Below are 22,797 nucleotides of genomic sequence, written 5' to 3'. Positions count from 1 at the left end.
ATATTTAATTAAACAATTTTCCAAAGTAAGGCTGAATTAAGATGACTGAATTACTGGACAATATACATGTGGCATTGCCGGAAATGATAGTGCTTACCACTGCATGCGTTGCGTTAATCAGTGATTTGTTTTTAAATCGACGCATGCCAGGCATTGCATTTTACTTTGCCTGCGCAGGTTTGGCGCTGGCGGGTGTTATCAGCTTTCTTTTGCTTGGCCAATTTAAGACGGTCATCTTCCATGCACTTTTTGTCAGCGATGACAGCGCGCAGCTGATGAAACTCTTTATTTACTTCAGCGTCTTGCTCAGTTTTATTTATTCCAGGCATTATATTAATGAAAGACAGATCCCTTCAGGCGATTATTACATTCTCGGCTTGTTCTCAACGCTTGGGATGATGGCGCTTGTTTCCGCCCACTCCTTGTTGACGATATACCTTGGATTGGAATTATTGTCGTTGCCTTTGTATGCCATGGCGGCAATCCGCCGCACAGACAGTGATTCAAGCGAGGCAGCCGTGAAATATTTTATCATGGGAGCTATTGCTTCAGGACTGCTCTTATACGGCATCTCCCTTCTCTATGGCGCAACTGGACAGCTTGACCTCATGGAGGTTGCTAATGCAATAGCGGCAAGCTGGCCGCAAAAGAGCGGATTGCTTTCATTTGCGCTGGTGTTTATCGTTGCCGGTGTTGGGTTCAAGCTTGCCGCTGCTCCCTTCCATATGTGGGCTCCGGATGTGTATCAAGGCGCGCCAAGTTCAGTGACTCTATTCATCAGCGCTGCCCCCAAGATTGCTGCCATGGGCATGGCTTTTCGCTTATTTACACTTGGGTTGGTAGACATTGCCGGGCAGTGGCAGCAGTTGTTTTTGTTTATGGCTCTGCTCTCCACGGGCCTTGGGAACTTGCTGGCAATTACTCAAAAAAATATTAAGCGGCTTTTTGCCTATTCTGCCATCGCTCATATGGGGTATGCGCTTTTTGGTATTTTGGCGGCCTCTGCAGATGGGTACGCGGCAGCGCTATATTATGTATTGCTTTATGCCATCATGTCGGTCGCAGCTTTGGGACTCATTGTATTGATGTCCCGTTCTGGTATGGAAATCGAAATGATTGATGATCTAAAAGGTTTAAACAAGCGAAATCCATGGCTTGCATTCATGATGATGATAGTACTTTTTTCCCTGGCAGGCGTTCCGCCGACAGTAGGGTTTTTTACCAAGTTATTGGTTTTAAAGGCGCTTGTCGATGTGAATATGACATGGGTGGCTGTTATTGGGTTGGCATTTGCAGTGGTTGGCGCTTTCTATTATCTTCGTATCGTCAAAGTCATGTATTTTGATGAAGCTGAGAATCCAGAACCTGTACAGGTAACGGGTATTACCCAATTGATATTTTCCATCAATTGTTTATCCCTGCTTTATTTCGGCATATTTCCCAGCGCTTTGGTATCTGCGTGCATGAATGCATTTGCTGCTTAAAAAGGATAACAATGATATGCATTTGTTTTACATAAATTTCTTGGTGAATAACTTGATAAATTAAAACATCATGCGTATAATTAGCCTTAGTTGATGCGGGGTGGAGCAGCCTGGTAGCTCGTCGGGCTCATAACCCGAAGGTCGTAGGTTCAAATCCTGCCCCCGCTACCAATTATAACAAGACCCCATTTATGGGGTTTTTTATTATCTATACTTATCTAAGAAAATGTTTGCTAAACAATTAGCATGATAGGGATATAAATTCTACCTGGTCGGTATGCTGTCAAATGACTTTAACCGAGTGGTATATTGAAAAGAGCAGCTGTATTGGGCGCGTCTGCAAAGATAACCGTCTTTCACTCAAATCTTACTTGAACTACGGCAATTTTTTCAAAGCATGCGTTAATGCGGAACCGCCATTTTGGCTTGGCGATAATGGGTTAAAAATATATGATACATGACGAGATTGAAGCGCTTATGGCGCCAACCGTTGAAGATATGGGTTATGTACTGTGGGGATGTGAGTATATCTCCCGGGGGAAGCATTCTGTACTGAGGATTTATATTGATAAAGAGGAAGGAATAGGAATTGAAGACTGTGAGCGCGTCAGCCGCCAGGTCAGCGCATTACTGGATGTAGAGGATCCGATTTCGGGAAATTATACGTTGGAAGTTTCATCGCCAGGCGTACCGCGGCCTCTGTTTCATGGCTGGCAGTATCAGCGGTTTTTAGGACAGCAAGTACAGATAAAATTGATGAAGCCAGTAGAAGGTAGAAGGAAATTTAGTGGAGTCATTGCCTCTGCCAATGAAGATAAGTTGGTGCTAAGCATCGATGATGAGCATAGGGAATTTAATATTTCCAATATTGTAAAAGCAAATTTGACTGTCTAGTGAGGCGAATAATGAGCAAAGAATTGTTATTAGTTGCTGAAGCATTATCAAACGAAAAAGGCGTAAGTAAAGATGTTGTCTTGGAAGCAATCCAAACTGCATTAGAGTCAGCAACGCGCAAGCTTTCAGGTGTCGATCTAGGCGTAAGAGTCAAGCTGGATCCACGTACAGGCGAGTATGAAACATTTCGCTATTGGGATGTGGTTCCCGAAGAAGAACTGGAATATCCAGACAGGCAATTAACATTAGAACAAGCGCGCGAAAGAAATCCTGCTATAGAAATTGGCCAGCGAATTGAAGAGCCGATGCCATCTATTGAATTTGGGCGCATAGCTGCGCAAACAGCCCGCCAGGTTATCATGCAGAAGGTCCGTGAAGCAGAACGTCGATTAATCGTTGATCAATACGTCAGTAAGCTTGGGCAACTGGTCTACGGCACAGTTAAAAAAGTTACACGGGACAATGTGATTATTGAGCTCGGCGGTAAAGCTGAGGCATTTATGCCGAGGAATGAAATGCTGCCGCAGGAAATGTTCAGGCCGAATGACAGAGTGCGGGCATATCTTTATGATATTGTGGAGCAGCCGCGAGGTCCGCAACTCCTGGTAAGCAGAACAAGAAAGGAAATGCTGATTGAGTTATTTCGAATTGAAGTGCCCGAAATAGGTGAAAATGTAATCGAGATTAAGGCAGCAGCGCGTGAGCCCGGCAGCCGGGCTAAAATCGCCGTTAAGACCAATGACGGCCGAATTGATCCTGTTGGTGCGTGTGTCGGAATGCGCGGCGCACGTGTTCAGGCAGTCTCCAGCGAGTTAGGCGGCGAGCGAGTTGATATTGTATTATGGGATGATAATCCGGCCCAGCTGGTGATTAATGCTATGGCGCCTGCGGAAATCAGTTCGATTGTGGTCGATGAAGATACGCATACCATGGATCTGGCAGTACAGAAAGAGCAACTTTCCCAGGCCATAGGGCGCTCAGGACAAAATGTTCGCCTGGCTAGCCAGTTAACAGGATGGACGTTAAATGTCATGACAGCGGAGGAGTTTGAAGATAAGAGCCAGGCTGAATCCACTAAAATTATCAAGTTATTTACTTCAGCTCTTGATATTGATGAAGAAATTGCTTCCATACTGGTAGCAAATGGGTTTTCATCACTTGAGGAAATTGCCTATGTTCCTAAAGATGAACTGCTGTCTATTGAGGAATTTGACGAAGAAATTGTTGATGAGTTGCGAAGCCGGGCAAATGATTCCTTATTAACTCAGGCCTTAGCTTCAGGCCAGACAGCCACAGAAGGCAGTGATGGCGATTTATTATCGTTAGAAGGTATGACTGAAGAACTTGCAGAGCAGTTGAAAGGCGCAGGCATCACCACTGTTGAGGAGCTTGCAGAACAATCTGTGGATGAACTCCAGGAGCTGACAGGAATGACCGAAGAGAAGGCTGGTGCTTTGATTATGAAAGCCAGGGAGCCCTGGTTTCAGTCTGATGAGGCCTAACCCTATTTTTTGTTAAATTTTTTGGTGAAAGTTTGTAGCAAAATTTATCATGAAGATTTGAAAATTTCGCTCAAAAGAAGTACTGGTCAGCTTGATTTTCAATTTGTTATGCTGGATGCCATTTTATATGGTTGTCCGTTTAAGTGAGAATTAATAGAACGAATTCCAGCTTTAAGCTTCAGGAATGACTATTAAAATTTATAAGCTGCCGCAGAGGCAGCTAAATGAGGATTTGAATTATGGCGGATGTAACGGTTAAACAATTAGCACAAATCGTGGGTATCCCTGTTGAGCGCTTATTGAACCAGTTGCAGGAAGCTGGGTTATCTTTTACAGATGATCAGCAGGTGGTAAATGAAGAGCAAAAGCGCACATTGCTCAATCATTTAAAAGGTCTTAATAAGGGAGAGAACACCCTGGCGCCTGGACGCATTACCCTGCGCCGCAAGAGTGTTTCGCAGGTAACTTTAGGGCAAGATGCACATAGCGGCAAAAAAGTTAAGGTTGAGGTTCGAAAAAATCGCACTTACGTGAAGCGCAGCATTCTTGAACAACAAAACGAGCCTGAGGTAGCAGAAGCTGTACTGGAAGATGAAGCGGCAAAGCCGGCTGAGCCTGCTGTTGAACCAGTGCAGGATATAGCTGAGCCATCAGAAGCTTCATCTTCCGGGATAGCGCTTGAGACGGAACAGAAGATGGCTGAAGCTCCTGTCGAAATAGAAGCCGCCCAAGAGGAGGCTTTGCCGAAAGAAATGGTGCCTGAAGTTTCAGAAACTGCACCTGAACCAGCTGAGTCAGTGGAGAAAAAGGAAAGTTTTGAGCGTCCCAAGAAAGAAGAACGCGCGCGGCCTTCGAAGAAAAAGGCTGCTGATGAAGATGAGCAAGATATAGAAAAGTCAGACTATCGCAAGGGTAAGAAGAAAAGTAAATATCAGCCCCGTTACCAGGAAGAGCAGGAACATGAACTGATATTTCCTAATAAAAAACACAAGGTAAAAAAACGAAAGAGCACTGAAAAATCAGAAAAATACCGTGAAGCCGAGGAAGCATTGACCCACGGATTTGCTAAACCCACGGCACCTGTGGTTCGAGAGGTGACGATTCCTGAAACAATTACAGTCGCTGAGCTTGCCAAACGGATGTCTGTCAAGGCGGCAGAAGTGATTAAAGCCATGATGAGTCTTGGTGCAATGGCAACCATTAACCAAGTGATTGATCAGGAAACGGCGATCATTGTTGTTGAAGAAATGGGACATATTCCCCGGCCTCTTAAAGAAAATGCTATTGAAGCGACACTTGACGATGTGGTCAGCAAAGGTAGTCGTGAAGAGACCCGCGCGCCGGTGGTCACTATCATGGGGCATGTGGATCATGGTAAAACCTCGTTGCTGGATTACATTCGTCGAACAAAAGTAGCCGCTGGAGAGGCAGGCGGGATTACCCAGCATATCGGTGCGTATCATGTCAGCACTGCCAAGGGTGAAATTACTTTCCTTGATACCCCAGGTCACGCTGCCTTTACCGCGATGCGTGCCCGCGGCGCGGAAGTGACTGATATTGTGATCTTGATCGTTGCCGCTGATGACGGCGTTAAGCCGCAAACGATAGAAGCCGTGCAACATGCCAAAGCAGCTAAAGTCCCCATTATCGTGGCGGTTAATAAAATGGATAAACCGGGTGTTGATCCAGAGCGGGTGATGAACGAGCTGTCTGCGTATGATGTTATTCCCGAAGCGTGGGGTGGCGATACCATGTTCGTTAAAATTTCTGCTAAAACCGGCCAGGGCATAGAGGAATTACTGGATGCAATTTTACTTCAGGCTGAAGTGCTGGAGCTGACCGCACATACTGATGGCGCGGCAAAAGGCGTGGTGATTGAATCCAGGCTGGATAAAGGTCGTGGGCCTGTCGCTACAGTCCTGGTTCAAAATGGTACTTTACGCAGGGGAGATATCCTGCTTGCAGGTCTCCAATATGGAAGAGTTCGAGCATTAGTCAGCGATAATGGTTCAACGGTGGAAGCGGCAGGACCCTCTATTCCCGTTGAAGTATTGGGTTTATCTGCAGTTCCGCATGCTGGTGATGAAGCGATTGTTGTTCCAGATGAGAAGCGCGCTCGCGAAGTTGCCTTATTCCGGCAAGGAAAATTCCGTGATGTGAAACTCGCAAGGCGCCAGAAGACTTCGCTCGAGGGCTTTATGGATACCATGACCGCAGCTGAATCCAAAGTCTTAAATGTAGTGCTTAAAGCAGATGTTCAAGGCTCTGTAGAGGCTATTGCCGATGCATTGGTCAAGCTTTCAACTGATGAAGCGACTGTGAACATTATCGCAAGCGGGGTGGGCGGCATTACCGAGTCCGATGTGCATCTGGCAATCGCTTCTCATGCATTGCTGATTGGTTTTAACGTCCGTGCTGATGCCGGTGCCAAGCGACTGGCTGAATTGGAAGGCGTTGAAATACACTACTACAGTGTGATTTATGAAATTGTGGACCAGGTCAAAGGCGCCTTATCCGGTATGCTTGAACCTAAATTTAAAGAGGAAATTATCGGGATTGCAGAAGTGCGGGATGTTTTTCGCTCACCCAAGCTTGGCGCGATTGCCGGCTGTATGGTGATCGAAGGCGTGATTAAGCGGAATAACCCAATCCGGGTATTAAGAAATAATGTGGTGATCTATGAAGGTACTTTAGAGTCCTTGCGTCGGTTCAAGGATGACGTTGTGGAAGTACGGCAGGGGCTTGAATGCGGCATTGGCGTTAAAAACTATAATGATGTCAAAAGCGGCGATTTGATTGAAGTATTTGAAACAGTGGAAATCAAGCGTGATTGATACTTGACCGAACCTTCAGTTCCATCATGAGACAGCCTGGGCATGGAGCCAATCTAACCGCTAAATCGAGATAGATATGATAAATGAATTTAAACGTACGGATCGAATTGCCGAAACCATAAAGCGTAAATTGGCCCAATTGATTCAAACGGAAGTTACCGACCCGCGATTATCAAAATTTGTGACTATTTCAGCAGTTAAGGTCTCAAAGGACTTAAGCCATGCCAAAGTATATTTTACGGTTTTAAATGCTGAGCCACAGCAAACAGCCGCCATTTTAAACGCTGCTGCAAGTTATCTGCGGACTATATTGGCGAAAAGCATGACTCTTCGGATCATGCCGCAGCTGCATTTCGTTTATGATGAGTCGATCGAGTACGGCAAACGCCTAAGCCGCCTCATTGATGAAGCCAACCCTGAAAAACAGCAAGATGACGAGCAGCAATAAACAGCCTGTACATGGTATTTTGCTCCTGAATAAGCCGCAAGGCGTTACTTCAAATTGGGCTTTGCAAAAGGTCAAACGTTTATTTAATGCGCAAAAAGCAGGACATACTGGAAGCCTTGATCCTCTGGCAACCGGCATGTTGCCAATCTGTTTTGGAGAAGCGACAAAATTCAGCCAGTATTTGCTGGATGCGGATAAATGTTATGAAGTTACAGCTGCTCTCGGCATCAAAACCAATACTGGAGATGCTTTAGGAGAAATCATTGCCAGGGTAGAAGGCCGGGCTATTAGCCAGGATGATTTACACGAGGTCTTGCAGGCTTTCTTGGGCAAGAGCAAGCAGGTTCCTTCCATGTTTTCGGCCTTAAAACATCAAGGCCGGCCTCTTTATGAGTATGCCCGCGCTGGAGTCGAAGTGGAACGAGAGGCGCGTGATATTTATATTCATCAACTGAGTTTGGTGGATTTTGATGCCTGTCATTTTTCCCTGGTTGTTTCCTGCAGCAAGGGGACTTATATCCGCAATCTAATAGAGGATATTGGCAATAAGCTTGGTGTTGGCGCCCATGTAACCCGCTTGCATAGGAAATATACGGCAGGCTTTGCTGATGAGCCCATGCATGCCCTGAACGATTTGGCTGAACAATCAAAAGAAGCACTGCTCAACTGCTTATTGCCAATTGACAGGGCAACGGCTTTTTTCCCGCGGATGACCATTGAATTTGATGAAGAATCGGCCCTTCGCCAAGGCAAGATTATCAAAATACAGCCTGAAAACAATTGCGGCATCATGCGGTTATATCGCCTGGATGGCCGTTTTGTCGGCCTGGGCGAGGTCGATGAGTCAGGGCATTTAAAAGGCAAACGTCTTCTGCAGGGAGTGTATTGATTTTTTATTGACGAATACAGATCAAGCTATCTACAATTGGGTTGTCGTCAAAAAAAAGCTGCTTGGACAAAATATTGCTTGTTTATGAAGACAGGGATTGGTAAAATTCATCATTTTGAAAACACACGATTCATGTTTCTAGGAGTAAACAATGTCGCTAACTAGCGCACAGAAAGAAGATATCATCAATGAATTTAAGCGCGCCAATGCTGATACTGGGTCGCCCGAAGTGCAGGTATCCCTTATCACAAACCGGATTAATTATTTGACAACGCATTTTAAAACCCATAAAAAAGACTTCCATTCACGCCGTGGATTACAGGCTTTGGTTAACAAACGGCGCAAGCTTTTAAAGTATTTGAAAAGAAAAGATCAGGATCGTTATTCCAGTTTGATTAAAAAACTAGGTTTAAGAGATTCCTATTGATTACCAGCATGATTGGTGATTGGGCAAACGTTTTCATTTAAAAAAGCGCAGTCTTCTGCGCTTTTTTTTTCTCCGCTGCCCAGGTTTATAACCTGGACTAACAATAGTCTTGAAAGAAATCCAAGCCCATCTAAAAATATAAAACAATTGATTTAAGAGGTGACATACGTGGCTAAAATCACTAAAACAGTACAATTTGGCGAGCACACCCTGACTCTGGAGACTGGTGAAATTGCAAGACAGGCCACTGGCGCTGTCTTTGCAAACATGAACGGAACCCAGGTCTTGGTGACTGTTGTAGGCAATAAGGAAGGTGCTGAGAAAAATAATTTTTTCCCCTTAACGGTTCATTATCAGGAAAAATCTTATGCCGCTGGTAAAATTCCAGGGGGATTTACGAAGCGTGAAGGCCGCCCAAGCGAGCACGAAACGCTGGTTTCCAGATTGATCGATCGCCCTTTGCGCCCATTGTTTCCTGATAATTTCTATAATGAAGTGCAAGTGATTGCAACGGTTATGTCTTTAAACCCGGATGTGCCTGCTGATATCGTGGCGATGTTAGGCGCATCCGCAGCGCTTGCTGTTTCTGGCATTCCATTTCAAGGGCCAATTGGCGCTGCGCGGATTGGTTATAAGGATGGTATTTATTTATTAAATCCTGGCCATAAAGCGCTTGCCTATTCTGAACTTGATCTCATAGTAGCCGGTACTGAAAATGCCATATTGATGGTTGAGTCCGAAGCTCAAGAGCTCAGCGAAGAAATTATGCTTGGCGCCGTGCTTTATGGTCATGAGATGATGAAAGGTGTCATCAAGGCCATCCGAGAGTTTGCTGCAGAAGCCGGCAAGCCAGCCTGGGACTGGACGCCGCCTGCTGTTGATGAGGCATTAGAAATTGAGCTAAAAAAACGGGCTCAAGATGATTTGGAACAGGCTTATCAAATTAGAGACAAGCAACAGCGCTATCAGCGCCTGGCAGAAATCCGCCAGCAGGTGGCCGATGCTTTGCTGGAAGGGAACGAGGATATTGAGCGGGACGATATCTTGGCACTTCTTGGCATATTGGAGAAGAACATTGTCCGAAACCGCATCCTCAATGGTGAGCCGCGTATTGACGGCCGTGACCAAAGAACTGTCCGTCCCATCGCTATTCGTACCACTTTTCTTGAGCGGGCGCATGGTTCTGCCCTCTTTACCAGAGGTGAAACCCAGGCCATCGTTGCCGCCACTTTGGGAAGCGAACGAGATGCGCAGACTTTGGATAGGCTGGAGGGAGAATATAAAGAGCGGTTTATGCTGCATTACAATTTCCCACCTTTTTCTGTGGGAGAAACCGGTATGGTTGGCAGCCCCAAGCGCCGCGAAATAGGCCATGGCCGTCTGGCACACCGGAGCCTGATGGCAGTGCTCCCGAGTGCCAGTGAATTTCCCTATGTACTGCGAGTGGTTTCTGACATCACCGAATCAAACGGCTCAAGTTCAATGGCCACAGTCTGCGGCACAAGCCTTGCCCTGATGGATGCAGGCGTGCCTTTAAAGGCGCCTGTTGCGGGTGTGGCCATGGGCCTGATTAAAGAAGGGGAACGCTTTGCTGTCCTCACAGATATATTGGGGGATGAAGATCATTTGGGCGATATGGACTTTAAAGTTGCCGGTACCGAAAAAGGGGTAACCGCTCTGCAAATGGATATCAAAATCACCGGTATCACGAAGGAAATCATGGAGCAGGCGCTTGATCAGGCATTGGCTGCTAGAAAGCACATCTTGGAAGTGATGAATAATGCGCTGGCTGAACACCGCGAAGAGTTATCCGAACATGCGCCAAGAATTGTGAGCATGAAGGTGGCCGAAGACAAGATTCGCACCATTATCGGCAAGGGCGGCGCCACAATTAAAGGATTGGTAGAAAGCACTGGTGTTGCAATTGATATTGATGATACTGGCGTAGTACAAATGTTTTCTCCTAATGCGGAAGCGTTGGAAGAAGCGCAACGGCAGATTAAGGCACTGATTGCAGAAGTAGAAGTAGGCCAGACTTATCACGGAAAAGTGAGTAAAATCGTCGACTTTGGCGCTTTCATCAATTTATTGCCTGGTAAAGATGGTTTGCTGCATATATCGCAAATCTGTGCAGATCGTTCGCAAAAGGTTGAGGAAGTATTAACCGAAGGTCAGGAGATCACGGTTTTTGTCGCAGGCATAGACAAACAAGGCCGGGTCAAGCTGGAGTGGAAAGATAAGCCGGAATCAAGCAAAACAAAAGAAGCAGAATCACGCCCGGAAACAAGCGAGCCAGAGGAGAAAGCTGAGTCTGATGAGCAGCCCATCCAGGATGATTCGCCTGAAGAGTAGGGTTTTGGTAATACTGCTTTTTTGCACAAATAAAAAGCAGTATTATTTCTCCCTCATGGTTAGCGAATCAGGTTTAAAAACTCCATTCGGCTGCTGGGGTTGTTGCGCATATCACCAAGCATCACTGAGGTGGTCATAATGGAGTTTTGCTTTTCAACGCCGCGCATCATCATGCATAAATGGCGGGCTTCAATCACAACTGCCACCCCACGAGCATTGGTAATATGGGCAATGCAATTAGCGATTTCAGTAGTGAGACGCTCTTGTATTTGCAGGCGTCGGGCGAAATAATCAACGATACGTGCTATTTTCGAAAGACCAAGCACCTTTCCGTGCGGTAAATAGCCAACGTGGCACTTGCCTAAAAAAGGCAGCAAATGGTGCTCGCACATGGAATACATTTCAATATCCTTGACGATCACCATTTCGCTCATGTCTGATTCAAAGAGCGCATCATTGATAATTTCATTCAAATCTTCCCGATACCCTTTGGTCAAATAACGTATGGCATTCGCTGCCCGTTCGGGCGTATCTTTCAGCCCCTCTCGGTCAATATTTTCACCAATTTGTTCTAGCAATTGTTTATATAATTCTTGCATTTAAATACCTCAGCCAGGAGGCCAGGTCATTTGCCTGCCGCCTAAAAGATGTAGATGGATGTGATATATTTCCTGGCCGCCGTACGAGTTGACATTAAATATCAATCGATACCCTTTCTCCGTCAGTCCTTCTTCATTGGCGATTTTCTTTGCAGCCAAAATCATCTGCCCCAGCAATCGCTCATCCCCGGTATCGGCATCGGCAATGGTGGCAATATGCTTTTTGGGCACAACCAGCACATGTGTTGGCGCCTGCGGTTTTATATCACGAAAAGCCATTATTTCTGAATTTTCAAAAATCACTTTGGCAGGGATATCCCCCCCAATTATTTTACAGAATAAGCAGTCCATAATCATCCTGAATTCGTTCGATGGGTTATGGATTATAGCAAAGAATATACGATGGCCATCAATTTTAATTGATGGCCATCTAAAGATGGGGGGAAATTTGGGTCTGTTGATCAACCATCTACATAGGCTTCGAAGCTACCCATGTTCTCTTTGCCTTTTACCAATAAATTGCGCATAATATTGCCTTTTTAACTGAAGCAGGTATTGCAATGGGTCTTAAGGATGTAAACAGTGGTCGTGACGTTCCCAATGAAATTAACGTCATCATTGAAATCCCCATGCGCGGCGAGCCCGTTAAATATGAGGTCGATAAAGAAACCGGCGCTTTATTTGTTGACCGCTTCATGGCTACCGCCATGTTTTATCCAGCCAATTACGGCTATGTTCCAAATACGTTGTCTGAAGATGGCGATCCCGTCGATGTTCTGGTAGTCAGCCCAGTGCCGCTCATCAGCGGCGCTGTGATCCGTTGCCGTGCGGTAGGGATGCTTAAGATGACTGATGAATCAGGCATTGATGCCAAAGTGATGGCTGTCCCCATATCCAAGTTAAGTAAATTATACGAATCGGTCAAGACATACGAGGATTTGCCTGCTTCGCTGCTGCTTTCCATTGAGCATTTCTTTACCCATTATAAGGATCTGGAAGAAGGCAAGTGGGTTAAAATCAACGGCTGGGAAGGTCCTGATGCAGCCCAGGAGGAAATCATAAGCAGTGTCAGGCGCTGGAAAAAAATGCAATAAACTGCATCCTTCCGCAAGTCGCGGAAGGTTTTTTTTCATAATGCGGCAAAAGGCTTGTGCCTTGTAAAGCAGTCTAATACGTTAATGCCTCTTGCGTTTGCTTATGCCGACATGTTGCGCAAGGCAACCGCTATAAAAATATAAGTCCAGCCGCTGACAATCAAGTCAATGGCAAGGAATAAACCGATGACCCAAAGTCCGCTCCACGGCCACTGCGCCAATATTAAAATCCCTAAAAGAATAGCAATCAGGCCGGCAAACATAAGCCAGCCCCAGCCTTTGCTGCCCCGCAAGGAGAGCGCCATGAAAAAACGCAAGGCGCCGATGATGATTAAAACAGAAGCCAGCAAGGCAGTGAGTGCCGCAGAGGCGAGAATCGGGTCGTAGAAAATAATGATACCGCCTGCGATGTATAGCAGGGCAACCAAAAGATGCCAGAGCGCACCTTTCCAGTGCTTGCTCCTCAGCGCATCTATCACCTGGGCAGCACCGCCGATAATTAAGAGAATGCCTAAAAAAAGAACGCTGACCAGCGTCAATCCCACAAGCATCCCCAAACCAATGCTGCCTAAAAGAATAAAAATAATGCCAAGAAACAGCAGCCAGCCCCAATTTCGTTGCAGTTTAGGGGATAGGGTTTGCATATTTCCTTCAGTGCTTGTCATGTTAGTTTTCCTTATATAGGCCAATGATTGACATCCCCTTCTAGCTTAGCTTGGGAAACAGGACTTATGCAATCAGTTTGCTTTAACGGCAAATGTTGCACAAAATGATATAAAAATGTATCATTCTAGCCTTTTCTGCCATACCGGTAATTATTAATTATAGTTTCTTAATTTGGGAGCAATCACCATGAGTTTTTTTCAGGAAAAGGCAAGGTTATATGAAGCAGCAGGCGTGCGAAAAACCTGTGTCCGCGAGCATCAAACAAAAAAATGGGATTTCAAGGAAGAAAAACGAATAAGAGTTCTTCACCATGGCTTTTTTACCCCTTACCAGTCTTTCCGCGATTTTCAAGCCCAACTTCGCGCGCCAGTAGTAATGCCTGTGATCTGCGCCATACAAGCAATCACGTCAGCGATCCATGTCGTCAAGGATGCATTTTTTTGTGTATTAAACCTGGCTATACTCGATTTTCACCAAAGCGGAGAGCATTTTAAAAATGCATTTATAGGGTTTTTTCGCGGGATCTTTTTTGCTGCCAGTGCATTGATTGATGCGCTTTGGGAGTCTTTTTCCCTGCTGACCAGAACGATTACCACGCCTATTGCTGCCGTGGTCAATGCGGTAAAGGGCAAGCAAGGCGAAGAATCGCTGAATGATGGGCAAGATGATTTCGGTAATGGCCATTATCAGTATCCGTATCAGCAGGATTATCAGCCGTCATATGGGGACAATGACTCTCAACAATTCTCCTTCAACCCCTATTATGCAGGGAATTGAGGATTGCAGCATCTTAGCTTAACCGGGAACTGCATTGTTCCTGGTTGGCGCTTCTTGAAAATTTTTCTTTCTGTTTTTTCTCTAAAGAATTCCCTATAATGCTTTTTTTGGCTTTGTAGAGGAAAAAATGACTTATCCTATACAGAGATTTTGGGGAGCTTAAAAAATGTCATTTGAAGTGATAAAGCAAACGTTCGCTGATTTTCTGCAAACCTTAGAGGAACAGAAAAGACAACAGTACGATGCTGCATCTGTGCTGCAAACCTCTTTTTCCGAATGGCAAGAACAACGATGGGATGAAGAAAAAAAGGAACTGTATCAGGTCTCAAGGCATGGCTTTTTTACCCCCTACCGTTCAGTTGCTGATTTAAGAGCGCAGGTTCGCGCGCCTTTTGTCATGCCGCTGCTTTGCGTGGTTGAACTCTTAAAAACGGCTTTTGATGTGGTAAAAGAAACTGCCTTATGCCTTTTTAACCTGCCCTTATTGGATTTTAGACAAAGCGGCCATCACCTGAAAGAAGCTTTTAAGGGGCTTTTAACGGGCATTTATTTTGCTGCAAGCGCCATAGGCGATGCGATTAGGGAAGGCATTGCGCTTATCACACGTTTTGTAGTGCCAGTGGCTCAAAAACTGATCCGGACCGAGGAGCCTGTACGGGTGGAGATCCATAGTTATCCTCAAGATTATTATGCGCCTTCGCATAACCACGGCCATCATACACAATTTTACTGAGTTTTCCTGGAAGCATAAGGGGAGCAACATATCCCTGTTGCTCCGGCAGGTGCCAGGCTTAGCGGCGGCGCTTTTGCAAGCTGTGGGCATAATCAAACTTTGGCATTTCAATATGAAAGAAAATCGCAAGCAGCCTTACCGTAAAAATTGCAACTAATGTCACCACTACACTGATGTTTTTAGGCACATCAAAGTACCCAAGGATAATAAATAAAACGGCGCCAGCCAGGGCGATTACGGCGTATAATTCCTTTCTGAGCACAAGGGGGATATCATTACATAAAATGTCTCGCAGCATACCGCCGCAGATGCCGGTTATCATCCCGCCGAAAATGGCAACACTTGGGCTCATGCCGTGATTCAGCAATTTTTGCGTACCTATGATGACAAATGCCGAAAGCCCCAGCGCATCAAGAACCAAAAAAAGTTTCATAACCCGCACCAAAGAATGAGCGATAAAGATAGTCAGTAATGCTGTGGCTGATGTATACAGTAAATATTGCGGATGCGCGACCCAGGTTAATGGATGGGTATTAAACAATACGTCGCGAACGGTTCCGCCGCCAAGGGCCGTGATGCTGGCTATCAGCATGACCCCAAAAAAATCCATTTTTTTACGGCCGGCGGCAATAGCGCCGGTGATCGCTTCAACACAAATTCCCATAATGAACAAATAATGTAGTATCATAGTAAAGAGAGTGTATAAAAAAACGCCGATGATATCACCAATGAGTCATTGGGTGAATCTGTCTGATATAGATGAGGATGAATATATGGCTGAGGAACAAGACAGCAGTGTTCTTTTTATTGAAATGGTAGATAAGGACACCCGGGAAACGCTGTTTCGTATGCTGCAAAAATTTACTGGTTTAAAGGCTGAAATCGAAGCCAGGCGTTTGTTGCTCGACAAGTTTTCGACGGCTGATTCCGCCGCTAAAAAATCAGAGCTAGCGCTGCTGATGGCTCAAGCCGATGAAACCATAGGCAAATTGGACGCATTAATGAATATGAAGATACCAGAGGACTTATCGCAAGAGCGGTTTTTGCAAATGACTCAAGAAGATTTGCAATCCTTCAAGGAGAAGATCAGCGAGAATCTTCACCAGATATCTGAGTTCAGCACAAAGATATAAATATAAAGAAGAGATGGTGCCGATGCCTCTGCTGAAAAACCGCATCTCACTACAGTAGCCCCGAGACAAAACCCATGACAGACATTCCATCGCCGTTCGACCGGCTGCGCTTCTTTTGCCTTCTGAATTTCCCTTTATTTTTTATTATATTTTTATTGTATGGTGCTTTAAACCCGGCAGCATTCTCCTTGGCCTCATGGGCATACTTTATTGTTTTGTCTCTCGTTCATGCGGGGTTGAGTTGCTTTCTTTTTTTGTTTGTATTGCCTGCTTTAGTTTATTTTTTAAGCTATAAATGGCTAAAGCCTATTATGGTTTCTCCTTTAATTGCCTCATTTGGTCAGTTTTTTTTGTGTGTTGATTTGTTTTGTTATTCGCAGTTTCAAACGCATATCAATGCGCCAATTCTTGCCATGATTTTAAGCCCCGCCCGAGCTGAGATTTTTGATCTGACGGGAAGCGAATATTTCAGTCTTGGATTTGTGTTGGGCAGCCTGCTGTTTTTGCAGTTTATTTTGAGTAAACTCAGCAAAAATTGCCGTCTTGGCATACTTCGCTTCTTGCGGGCAGGTCAATACGCGCTCATATTTCTATTTTTGGCTAGTCAAGGGATCTATGCTTTCGCGGATGCGGCTTATAAACCACAGTTTCTCAAACCCACCGAACTGATTCCCGGGTTTTGGGGCCTGACAGCCAAACGATTCCTGGCAAGGCACCATCTTGTTCCCCCCGTCCGGCAACAAGGTTTTTATAGCAACAACAGCAAGTTACATTATCCGCTTAATCCGCTGAAAATCAAAAAGATACGCAATAAGCCGAATATTCTGGTAATTGCCATTGATGCCTGGCGTTTTGACAGCCTGACCTCAGCGATAACACCCAGGATTTTTGCCCATGCCAGGCAGTTTTGCAACTTTAAAGCACATTATAGCGGCGGCAACTGTACCCGATCCGGCATATTCAGCTTATTTTATAGTGTTAATCCTGCGGATTTTGATGCATTTTATCGGGCGGGGAAGGGACCTGTGCTCTTTGATGTGCTGAAGCAACAAGGCTATAAGATAGGCATTTTCCCAAGCGCCTCAGCTTTATCGCCGCCGTTTCATCGCACGGTGTTTGTCAATGTACCCGAATTTAATCCGGCTACTGAAGGCATAGACAGTGTGGCTCGCGACAAGGCTGTCACGCAAAAAGTCAAAGAGTTCACCACAAGTGCTGTCAAGGCAAAAAAACCATTCTTCGCATTCGTATTTTATGATAGTGCCCATGCCTATCAATACCCTGAAAATGAAATTCGCGCCCCCTTCCAGCCCGCGCAAAAAGTCAACCACTTAAATTTACATCGCCCTGACAATCAGTATTTGTACCGCAACCAGTATCAAAACGCCCTGTTTTTTGTGGATAGCCTGGTTGGTGATGTGCTGGAAGACCTGCAAATGAAAGATGCATTCGCGAACACATTCATCATCATCACATCAGATCACGGGGAAGAATTTAACGACAATGGTAAGGGCTATTGGGGCCATAACAGCAATTTTACCCCAGCGCAAACCCGTGTACCCCTGCTGGTGCATTGGCCAAGGCAGCAAATGGCGTGCGAAATAACCCATATAACCAGCCACTATGATATTGTGCCTACCTTATTGGCGGAGGTTTTAGGCGTTAAAAATGCCACATCTGATTATGCGCTTGGATTTTCCCTAATGAATTCAGCATTAAGAGAAGTCATCTTGATGGCAAGTTATGGGAAATTGGCGCTGTTTTTACCTCTGCAAAATTCCCTTGTGATTATCAATCGATGGGGGCTTTATAGTCTCTATGATTTGAAAGATAATTTGCAGAATAAGGTTGAGCTTGAAAGCAGGTTGTACAAGAATGCGCTGGCACAAATGAATCGCTTTCATTAAATTGGCAAAAATCCTGGGCATTCTTCGCAAAGCCGTTACCGTTGATACTGGATCGTAAATACAGCCCTTTCCTTGCTTGCCATAGAAACTGCATACTGGTTTTTCCCGTTGCGGTAGTATTTATGCAGCAAATTGATATTGATTAAAACAATGGCTGAGAAGGCCATCATCATCAGGCTTGGGGAATTCGGAAGCTTGGTGGCTCGAGCCAGGTAATCGGCCAATAGAGGCGGCACGCCGGCCGCTAGGCTTGCGGCAACGGAGAAAACAATAGAAAGCGCTGTGCAGCGAATTTGGAGGGGGAACAATTCCGTAAGCAATACCGATGATACGCTGTAATAGCAGGCGCAGGGAATGGAGATCAGCAGTTGAAGCAGCAAAAACTGGCTCTCCCCGCCAAAGTTGATAGTATGCATGAACGGGTATGCGAGAATAAAAAGACCGGAACTTGCGAAGGTCAGCATTTTCAAACGGTCATTTTTATCTGAAATCCAACCAAAAACAGGGATAAGTAAGGTGACAAATGCCAGAGAAATGGTGGTGGATGTAATGATAAATTCCCTTGAAAGTTTTGAGTACTGGGCTGCGTGCAAAGGGATATAAAGATAGAAGAAAAACCCTGTTGCCACTGAGAGAAAGCTTGCAAAAAAAGCATAGTTAAATAAAAAAGGATATCGCTTTACAAATTGCATCGATTGTTGGTAAATCGTGCGTGTGGTTGGTTTTTCGCGTTCAGCGTAGTAGATAATATAAGCCAGGCTTTCAGGCATGTTGTAACGAATATAAACACCAATACCGGTTGTCAGCAAAGCCAGGATAAATGGAATGCGCCAAAACCACTCTCCCCCAAAGTCCGTTAAATATTCCCTGGATAATTCAGTAACCAGACAAGCAACAAGATATCCTGCTTTTACCCCAACAGAAGACCAGCAGCCCCTGAATCCTTTTTGCTTATCATCGCCGCTTTCTACCAAAAAAGAAGCGGAATTTAAAAATTCCGACCCCAGTGCCATGCTTTGAATGATACGCAGGCTTAAAAGCAGGGCAACGGAGTACAGGCCAATTTCTCTATATCCGGGCACCAAGCCAATACATGCAGTGGATAAACCCATAATTAAAATAGAAAGGGTCAGAATATTTTTACGGCCGTATAAGTCAGAAAGCAGGCCCAGAATGAAGGCGCCTATAGGCTTTGCAAGATAAGCCAGGAAAATTAGAGTCAGAACAATCGTGGGCCTGCCTTGATGTTCTCCAACAAGCACCCGGGATAACTCACTGGATAGAAAATAGCAAATAGAGACATCATAAGCTTCAACCAAATTGCCCATGAAGCCTCCAAGAATAACTTTGTTTTGATGCCTCATAACATGCCTATAGGTTGGAGTTGGAGCGGATGTGCTTCACAATAATTAAACATTTGCGTGAATAAGGGTATCAGGGAACTTGAGCAATACTGGCCGATTTTATAAAAGCTTTCGTATTCTTGAGAAAAAAGGTCATGAGTGTTCTGGCAAGATTTACGGCTGGCCAGTGAATAAATAAAGAATTGATCTTGCCATTTAGCGGCAAGAGACATGCCAAGGGGGTAGCGATGCCTTCCCTGTTTTATATAATAAAGTTCATCATATCGGGCAGGAGAATATAAAGATTGCCATGAAGATTGCGTACAGCGTTCGTACCAGTGGGCTTGATAAGTCTTATCGAAACACCAGAGATTGCTGCTGAATAAATTATATTCCAGTGCCGGAGTAGAAGAAAAAGTGATGAGCTCTTTTCTGGCATTAATGCAGGAGACAGCAATATGGTTTATTTCATGAATGCCAATGATATCGCGAAATATGCTGGATACTTTGCTTTTATGGGCAAACAGTATCTCTAAAAAAGAAGGGTGGGGCTTAATTTCCATATTATTGTGCATGTGCTACTTAACTGCTTCCTTGTGAATGACCAAAGTGCCTGATTGAAGACAGCGCCAAATCAATAATTTTTTTAGATTGCTCTTCATTGGCATTGATTTGGCTTACATCGTTTGCCAGATCGAGTAAAAAATCTGAAACATCACTGTCTGAGGCTGCGGCATTATATAATGTTTTAGCCTGGGTGAAAATATAATGTAACAAACTTTTTTTGATGGTGATTTCATCTTCCGAGCCAAAGCGGTCGCTGTGGCTGTCTCCGAACAATAACCACCCTGGCGAAACATGAAGTTTCTCTGCAATTTCCACCAGTTTACCGGGTTCAGGAATGGCTTGGCCGCGCAGATATTTACGGCAAATCTGGGGGGAATAACCGGTAATTTCGGCAAGTTTATGGATATTCACCCCTGAAGTGGAACGCTGCGAATTATATCCTGCTGCGATGAGCGTATCACGCAGGCGATAAGCAAACTGTTTGGTTAAGTCAACTTTTTCCATGGCGATACAAACACAGTAGCATACTCATATTATAAAGTGTAACAAACAGTATCTGTCACTGCAAATTTATATTGTTACGAAATTAAAAGTTTCAATAAAAAATTAATAGTTGACATTTATTGTTAAGATGCTACAATTAATTTCGAAACGTAAGGGATGCGTTTCAACTCAGTCCAAACCGTGGGCCAGGCAGCATGCGATGGAACAGAATGCTGCGCCAGTCCAGATTGATGGAAGAAGTGGCTTAACCATAGCTGCAACCTCGCTTAGCAATGTGGCCGGAATAGGCTGAACGCATTCCGGCCTTCCTTAATTGGTTATTTCCGCTCAGGCGGGCCAGATTTGCTGACTCGCGGCGCGAAAATGGCATCAGGTCATATGGTCAAAAATATGGTTTTGCCCGACTTGTTTTTGAAATTATTTGCTTTGCGCTGAAGGGTTTAATATAATACCCCGACATCATATAGCACGAATATTAGGCACGTAGCTCAGTGGTAGAGCACCACCTTGACATGGTGGTGGTCGGTGGTTCGATCCCACTCGTGCCTACCAGCTTAACCCTGTACGCCAGGGTTTTTTTGTTTTACATTCCTTGCATTTATTGTTTGCGGGATAAAGTAGTGCGCCCGCATAGGAGCGCTCCTATAAACGCGTAAGTTGAGCGGTATTTCGGAAATTCTACAGGGAAATTATATGCCCAATATTAAATTACCGGATGGAAGTATCAAACAGTTTGCCGAGCCTTTAACTGTTTATGAGCTTGCCTGCAGCATTAGCCCTGGTTTGGCTAAAGCAGCAATAGGCGGTCTTGTCGATGAAAAACTGGTGGATGTTTCCCATCAGTTGACTGGCGATTGTCAGGTGCGGATTATTACCGAAAAAGATCCCCAGGGCCTGGAAATTATTCGTCATTCTGCCGCTCATCTTTTGGCGCAGGCAGTCAAGCAGCTATTTCCCAGCGCGCAGGTTACCATAGGCCCTGTCATTGAAGACGGGTTTTATTACGATTTTGCATTTTCCAGGTCATTTACTCCCGAGGATTTGCGGCTGATTGAAGAGAGAATGAAAGCGCTGGCCAAGGCTGATTATCCCATAAGCCGCCGCGAATTGCCGCGTGATGAGGCTATCGCCTATTTTCGCGAAATTGGGGAAGAGTATAAAGCAAAAATTATTGCTGAAATTCCTGAAAATGAAACCATATCACTTTATCGCCAGGGCGACTTTGAAGACTTATGCCGTGGCCCGCATGTACCTTCAACCGGATATATCAAAGCATTCAAGCTGACCAAGCTTGCCGGTGCTTATTGGCGGGGCGATGCTCATAATGAAATGCTGCAACGTATTTATGGTACGGCCTGGGCTGATAAAAAATCGTTGGAAGAGTATTTGCATCGCCTGGAAGAGGCTGAAAAGCGCGACCATCGCAAACTGGGCAAGAGCCTGAATTTATTTCATTTTCAGGATATTGCCCCAGGGATGGTATTCTGGCATCCCAAAGGCTGGACTATCTACCAAATACTGGAAAGTTACATGCGCAGGCGCCTGGTAGAGTATGGCTATCAAGAAGTCAGAACCCCGCAGCTCGTCGATCGTATTTTGTGGGAAAAATCAGGCCATTGGGATAATTTTCATGATGAAATGTTTATCACTGAAACAGAAAGTCGATTGTACGCCATCAAGCCTATGAATTGCCCATGCCATGTGCAAATTTATAATCAAGGGCTAAAAAGCTATCGAGATTTGCCTCTGAGGCTTGCTGAGTTTGGCAATTGCCATCGTTGCGAACCTTCGGGCTCCCTGCACGGCTTAATGCGTGTCCGTAACATGGTACAGGATGATGCCCATATTTTCTGCACCGAAGACCAGATTCAGTCTGAAGTGGCGATGATGTTGGAATTGGTGCAATCCGTTTATGCTGATTTTGGATTTACGAATATTATCTATCGCTTGGCCTTGCGGCCAGAAAAGCGCGTGGGTTCCGATGAGGTTTGGGATAAGGCTGAAGCGGCATTGCGCTATGCGCTTGAAAGCAGGGGTATTGAATGGCTGGATGCGCCTGGAGAAGGTGCTTTTTACGGTCCAAAAATTGAGTGTTCACTGACGGATTGCCTGGGAAGGATCTGGCAATGCGGCACGATTCAAGTCGATTTTTCCATGCCGCGGCGGCTGGAAGCCCAATATGTGGCTGAAGACAGCACCAAAAAAACCGCAGTTATGCTGCATCGTGCCATCCTCGGATCACTTGAACGCTTCATGGGGATTTTGTTGGAACATTATGCGGGAAGTTTGCCTTTATGGCTATCTCCGGTTCAGGTGGCGGTTCTGACCATCAGTGAAAAACAGCATGAGTATGCCGCATCAATTCAACAATTTTTGCAAAATAAGGGCATTCGTTCTATTTTTGACTTGAGAAATGAGAAGATTGGCTTTAAAATTCGCGAGCATACTTTGCAAAAAATTCCTTATCTGCTAATTATTGGCGATAAAGAAGTAGAGCAGCAGCAGGTTTCAGTGCGTACTCGAGATGGATCTGATCTGGGCGCGCAAAGTATACAAGAATTATATGCTGCCTTGCAGCGGGAAATTGATGCAAGGCAGGCAGTGACGCAGAGCCGGCCCGGGTAAATTGATTCCGGGTATATGT

Annotated in this window: 20 protein-coding genes, 2 tRNA genes and 2 pseudogenes; 17 read left to right on the top strand and 7 right to left on the bottom strand. The window is 45.1% G+C overall.

The window, feature by feature from the left end:
- Window positions 1-41: 41 nt before the first annotated feature.
- The 10 genes and pseudogenes from nuoN (at window position 42) to pnp (ending at window position 10,830) form a co-directional block, all read left to right on the top strand.
- A complete protein-coding gene (gene nuoN, locus Llon_RS09700; RefSeq protein WP_058529864.1) occupies window positions 42-1,484 on the top strand; it encodes an NADH-quinone oxidoreductase subunit NuoN in 1,443 nt (480 codons plus the stop codon).
- 94 nt (window positions 1,485-1,578) lie between these two features.
- Window positions 1,579-1,655, top strand: a tRNA-Met gene (locus tag Llon_RS09695).
- Between the two features lie 279 nt (window positions 1,656-1,934).
- Complete coding sequence (gene rimP / locus Llon_RS09690) at window positions 1,935-2,378, top strand: ribosome maturation factor RimP (RefSeq protein WP_058529863.1); 444 nt, start codon at window positions 1,935-1,937, stop codon at window positions 2,376-2,378.
- An 11-nt stretch (window positions 2,379-2,389) separates the two neighbouring features.
- The gene (nusA, locus tag Llon_RS09685; RefSeq protein WP_058529862.1) at window positions 2,390-3,880 is read left to right on the top strand and encodes a transcription termination factor NusA; all 1,491 of its coding nucleotides are present in this window, start codon (window positions 2,390-2,392) and stop codon (window positions 3,878-3,880) included.
- A 239-nt stretch (window positions 3,881-4,119) separates the two neighbouring features.
- Window positions 4,120-4,479: pseudogene (locus tag Llon_RS11910) on the top strand (translation initiation factor IF-2 associated domain-containing protein); the annotation flags it as partial.
- A gap of 252 nt (window positions 4,480-4,731) precedes the next feature.
- A pseudogene (gene infB / locus Llon_RS09680) lies at window positions 4,732-6,714 on the top strand (translation initiation factor IF-2); the annotation flags it as partial.
- Between the two features lie 76 nt (window positions 6,715-6,790).
- Window positions 6,791-7,162, top strand: coding sequence for a 30S ribosome-binding factor RbfA (rbfA, locus tag Llon_RS09675; RefSeq protein WP_058529860.1), 372 nt, complete (start codon window positions 6,791-6,793; stop codon window positions 7,160-7,162).
- Window positions 7,119-8,051: a tRNA pseudouridine(55) synthase TruB gene (gene truB, locus Llon_RS09670; protein WP_237758309.1), complete on the top strand. Its 933-nt coding sequence runs from the start codon at window positions 7,119-7,121 to the stop codon at window positions 8,049-8,051. Before rbfA ends, truB begins: the two co-directional genes overlap by 44 nt.
- A gap of 151 nt (window positions 8,052-8,202) precedes the next feature.
- Window positions 8,203-8,478, top strand: a complete 276-nt coding sequence (rpsO, locus tag Llon_RS09665) for a 30S ribosomal protein S15 (RefSeq protein ID WP_058529858.1) — start codon at window positions 8,203-8,205, stop codon at window positions 8,476-8,478.
- Window positions 8,479-8,646: 168 nt separating this feature from the next.
- The gene (gene pnp, locus Llon_RS09660; protein WP_058529857.1) at window positions 8,647-10,830 is read left to right on the top strand and encodes a polyribonucleotide nucleotidyltransferase; all 2,184 of its coding nucleotides are present in this window, start codon (window positions 8,647-8,649) and stop codon (window positions 10,828-10,830) included.
- Window positions 10,831-10,889: 59 nt separating this feature from the next.
- Here pnp and folE read toward each other — a convergent pair whose 3' ends face one another.
- Both folE and Llon_RS09650 read right to left on the bottom strand, forming a co-directional pair.
- Window positions 10,890-11,429, bottom strand: a complete 540-nt coding sequence (gene folE, locus Llon_RS09655; RefSeq protein WP_058529856.1) for a GTP cyclohydrolase I FolE — start codon at window positions 11,427-11,429, stop codon at window positions 10,890-10,892.
- 9 nt (window positions 11,430-11,438) lie between these two features.
- Complete coding sequence (locus Llon_RS09650) at window positions 11,439-11,780, bottom strand: histidine triad nucleotide-binding protein (RefSeq protein ID WP_058529855.1); 342 nt, start codon at window positions 11,778-11,780, stop codon at window positions 11,439-11,441.
- A gap of 209 nt (window positions 11,781-11,989) precedes the next feature.
- On the opposite strand from Llon_RS09650, the gene ppa reads away from it, so the two are divergent.
- Window positions 11,990-12,523, top strand: coding sequence for an inorganic diphosphatase (ppa, locus tag Llon_RS09645; protein WP_058529854.1), 534 nt, complete (start codon window positions 11,990-11,992; stop codon window positions 12,521-12,523).
- A gap of 101 nt (window positions 12,524-12,624) precedes the next feature.
- Here ppa and Llon_RS09640 read toward each other — a convergent pair whose 3' ends face one another.
- Window positions 12,625-13,188, bottom strand: a complete 564-nt coding sequence (locus Llon_RS09640; protein WP_058529853.1) for an HdeD family acid-resistance protein — start codon at window positions 13,186-13,188, stop codon at window positions 12,625-12,627.
- A gap of 187 nt (window positions 13,189-13,375) precedes the next feature.
- Here Llon_RS09640 and Llon_RS09635 point away from each other — a divergent pair, with 187 nt between their 5' ends.
- Window positions 13,376-13,966 carry a hypothetical protein gene (locus Llon_RS09635; protein WP_058529852.1) on the top strand — a complete coding sequence of 197 codons (591 nt, stop codon included), beginning with the start codon at window positions 13,376-13,378 and terminating at the stop codon, window positions 13,964-13,966.
- A gap of 166 nt (window positions 13,967-14,132) precedes the next feature.
- On the top strand, window positions 14,133-14,699 hold the full coding sequence (locus tag Llon_RS09630) for a hypothetical protein (RefSeq protein WP_058529851.1): 567 nt from the start codon (window positions 14,133-14,135) through the stop codon (window positions 14,697-14,699).
- 58 nt (window positions 14,700-14,757) lie between these two features.
- On the opposite strand, the gene Llon_RS09625 is transcribed toward Llon_RS09630, so the two are convergent.
- Window positions 14,758-15,387: a trimeric intracellular cation channel family protein gene (locus Llon_RS09625; protein WP_058529850.1), complete on the bottom strand. Its 630-nt coding sequence runs from the start codon at window positions 15,385-15,387 to the stop codon at window positions 14,758-14,760.
- A 40-nt stretch (window positions 15,388-15,427) separates the two neighbouring features.
- Between Llon_RS09625 and Llon_RS09620 the strand changes: the two genes are divergently transcribed.
- The gene (locus tag Llon_RS09620; RefSeq protein ID WP_131754632.1) at window positions 15,428-15,832 is read left to right on the top strand and encodes a hypothetical protein; all 405 of its coding nucleotides are present in this window, start codon (window positions 15,428-15,430) and stop codon (window positions 15,830-15,832) included.
- A gap of 74 nt (window positions 15,833-15,906) precedes the next feature.
- Complete coding sequence (locus tag Llon_RS09615; protein ID WP_058529848.1) at window positions 15,907-17,739, top strand: sulfatase-like hydrolase/transferase; 1,833 nt, start codon at window positions 15,907-15,909, stop codon at window positions 17,737-17,739.
- Window positions 17,740-17,774: 35 nt separating this feature from the next.
- Here Llon_RS09615 and Llon_RS09610 read toward each other — a convergent pair whose 3' ends face one another.
- The 3 genes from Llon_RS09610 to Llon_RS09600 are packed head-to-tail and all read right to left on the bottom strand — an operon-like array spanning window position 17,775 to window position 20,153.
- Window positions 17,775-19,067, bottom strand: a complete 1,293-nt coding sequence (locus tag Llon_RS09610; RefSeq protein ID WP_160149073.1) for an MFS transporter — start codon at window positions 19,065-19,067, stop codon at window positions 17,775-17,777.
- A gap of 32 nt (window positions 19,068-19,099) precedes the next feature.
- Complete coding sequence (locus Llon_RS09605; RefSeq protein ID WP_058529846.1) at window positions 19,100-19,657, bottom strand: hypothetical protein; 558 nt, start codon at window positions 19,655-19,657, stop codon at window positions 19,100-19,102.
- 7 nt (window positions 19,658-19,664) lie between these two features.
- A complete protein-coding gene (locus tag Llon_RS09600) occupies window positions 19,665-20,153 on the bottom strand; it encodes a helix-turn-helix domain-containing protein (protein WP_058529845.1) in 489 nt (162 codons plus the stop codon).
- Window positions 20,154-20,630: 477 nt separating this feature from the next.
- On the opposite strand from Llon_RS09600, the gene Llon_RS09595 reads away from it, so the two are divergent.
- Window positions 20,631-20,705: transfer RNA gene (locus tag Llon_RS09595), tRNA-Val, on the top strand.
- Between the two features lie 141 nt (window positions 20,706-20,846).
- On the top strand, window positions 20,847-22,778 hold the full coding sequence (gene thrS, locus Llon_RS09590) for a threonine--tRNA ligase (RefSeq protein WP_058529844.1): 1,932 nt from the start codon (window positions 20,847-20,849) through the stop codon (window positions 22,776-22,778).
- Window positions 22,779-22,797: the final 19 nt, after the last annotated feature.

The organism is Legionella londiniensis (assembly GCF_001467825.1).
Taxonomy (GTDB): domain Bacteria; phylum Pseudomonadota; class Gammaproteobacteria; order Legionellales; family Legionellaceae; genus Legionella_A; species Legionella_A londiniensis.
The sequence above is the reverse complement of the archived record's forward strand: the minus strand, read 5'-3'. Positions and strand labels throughout refer to the sequence as shown.

What these genes read in the sequence shown, in the direction of transcription:
- folE (WP_058529856.1), bottom strand. Translation starts at nt 11,429, where the DNA reads ATGCAAGAATTATATAAACAATTGCTAGAACAAATTGGTGAAAATATT.
- Llon_RS09635 (WP_058529852.1), top strand. Translation starts at nt 13,376, where the DNA reads ATGAGTTTTTTTCAGGAAAAGGCAAGGTTATATGAAGCAGCAGGCGTG.
- Llon_RS09615 (WP_058529848.1), top strand. Translation starts at nt 15,907, where the DNA reads ATGACAGACATTCCATCGCCGTTCGACCGGCTGCGCTTCTTTTGCCTT.
- truB (WP_237758309.1), top strand. Translation starts at nt 7,119, where the DNA reads ATGAAGCCAACCCTGAAAAACAGCAAGATGACGAGCAGCAATAAACAG.
- rimP (WP_058529863.1), top strand. Translation starts at nt 1,935, where the DNA reads ATGATACATGACGAGATTGAAGCGCTTATGGCGCCAACCGTTGAAGAT.
- Llon_RS09605 (WP_058529846.1), bottom strand. Translation starts at nt 19,657, where the DNA reads ATGCACAATAATATGGAAATTAAGCCCCACCCTTCTTTTTTAGAGATA.
- thrS (WP_058529844.1), top strand. Translation starts at nt 20,847, where the DNA reads ATGCCCAATATTAAATTACCGGATGGAAGTATCAAACAGTTTGCCGAG.
- rbfA (WP_058529860.1), top strand. Translation starts at nt 6,791, where the DNA reads ATGATAAATGAATTTAAACGTACGGATCGAATTGCCGAAACCATAAAG.
- ppa (WP_058529854.1), top strand. Translation starts at nt 11,990, where the DNA reads ATGGGTCTTAAGGATGTAAACAGTGGTCGTGACGTTCCCAATGAAATT.
- Llon_RS09640 (WP_058529853.1), bottom strand. Translation starts at nt 13,188, where the DNA reads ATGACAAGCACTGAAGGAAATATGCAAACCCTATCCCCTAAACTGCAA.
- nusA (WP_058529862.1), top strand. Translation starts at nt 2,390, where the DNA reads ATGAGCAAAGAATTGTTATTAGTTGCTGAAGCATTATCAAACGAAAAA.
- Llon_RS09620 (WP_131754632.1), top strand. Translation starts at nt 15,428, where the DNA reads ATGAGTCATTGGGTGAATCTGTCTGATATAGATGAGGATGAATATATG.
- Llon_RS09610 (WP_160149073.1), bottom strand. Translation starts at nt 19,067, where the DNA reads ATGGGCAATTTGGTTGAAGCTTATGATGTCTCTATTTGCTATTTTCTA.
- rpsO (WP_058529858.1), top strand. Translation starts at nt 8,203, where the DNA reads ATGTCGCTAACTAGCGCACAGAAAGAAGATATCATCAATGAATTTAAG.
- Llon_RS09625 (WP_058529850.1), bottom strand. Translation starts at nt 15,387, where the DNA reads ATGATACTACATTATTTGTTCATTATGGGAATTTGTGTTGAAGCGATC.
- Llon_RS09650 (WP_058529855.1), bottom strand. Translation starts at nt 11,780, where the DNA reads ATGGACTGCTTATTCTGTAAAATAATTGGGGGGGATATCCCTGCCAAA.
- Llon_RS09630 (WP_058529851.1), top strand. Translation starts at nt 14,133, where the DNA reads ATGTCATTTGAAGTGATAAAGCAAACGTTCGCTGATTTTCTGCAAACC.
- nuoN (WP_058529864.1), top strand. Translation starts at nt 42, where the DNA reads ATGACTGAATTACTGGACAATATACATGTGGCATTGCCGGAAATGATA.
- Llon_RS09600 (WP_058529845.1), bottom strand. Translation starts at nt 20,153, where the DNA reads ATGGAAAAAGTTGACTTAACCAAACAGTTTGCTTATCGCCTGCGTGAT.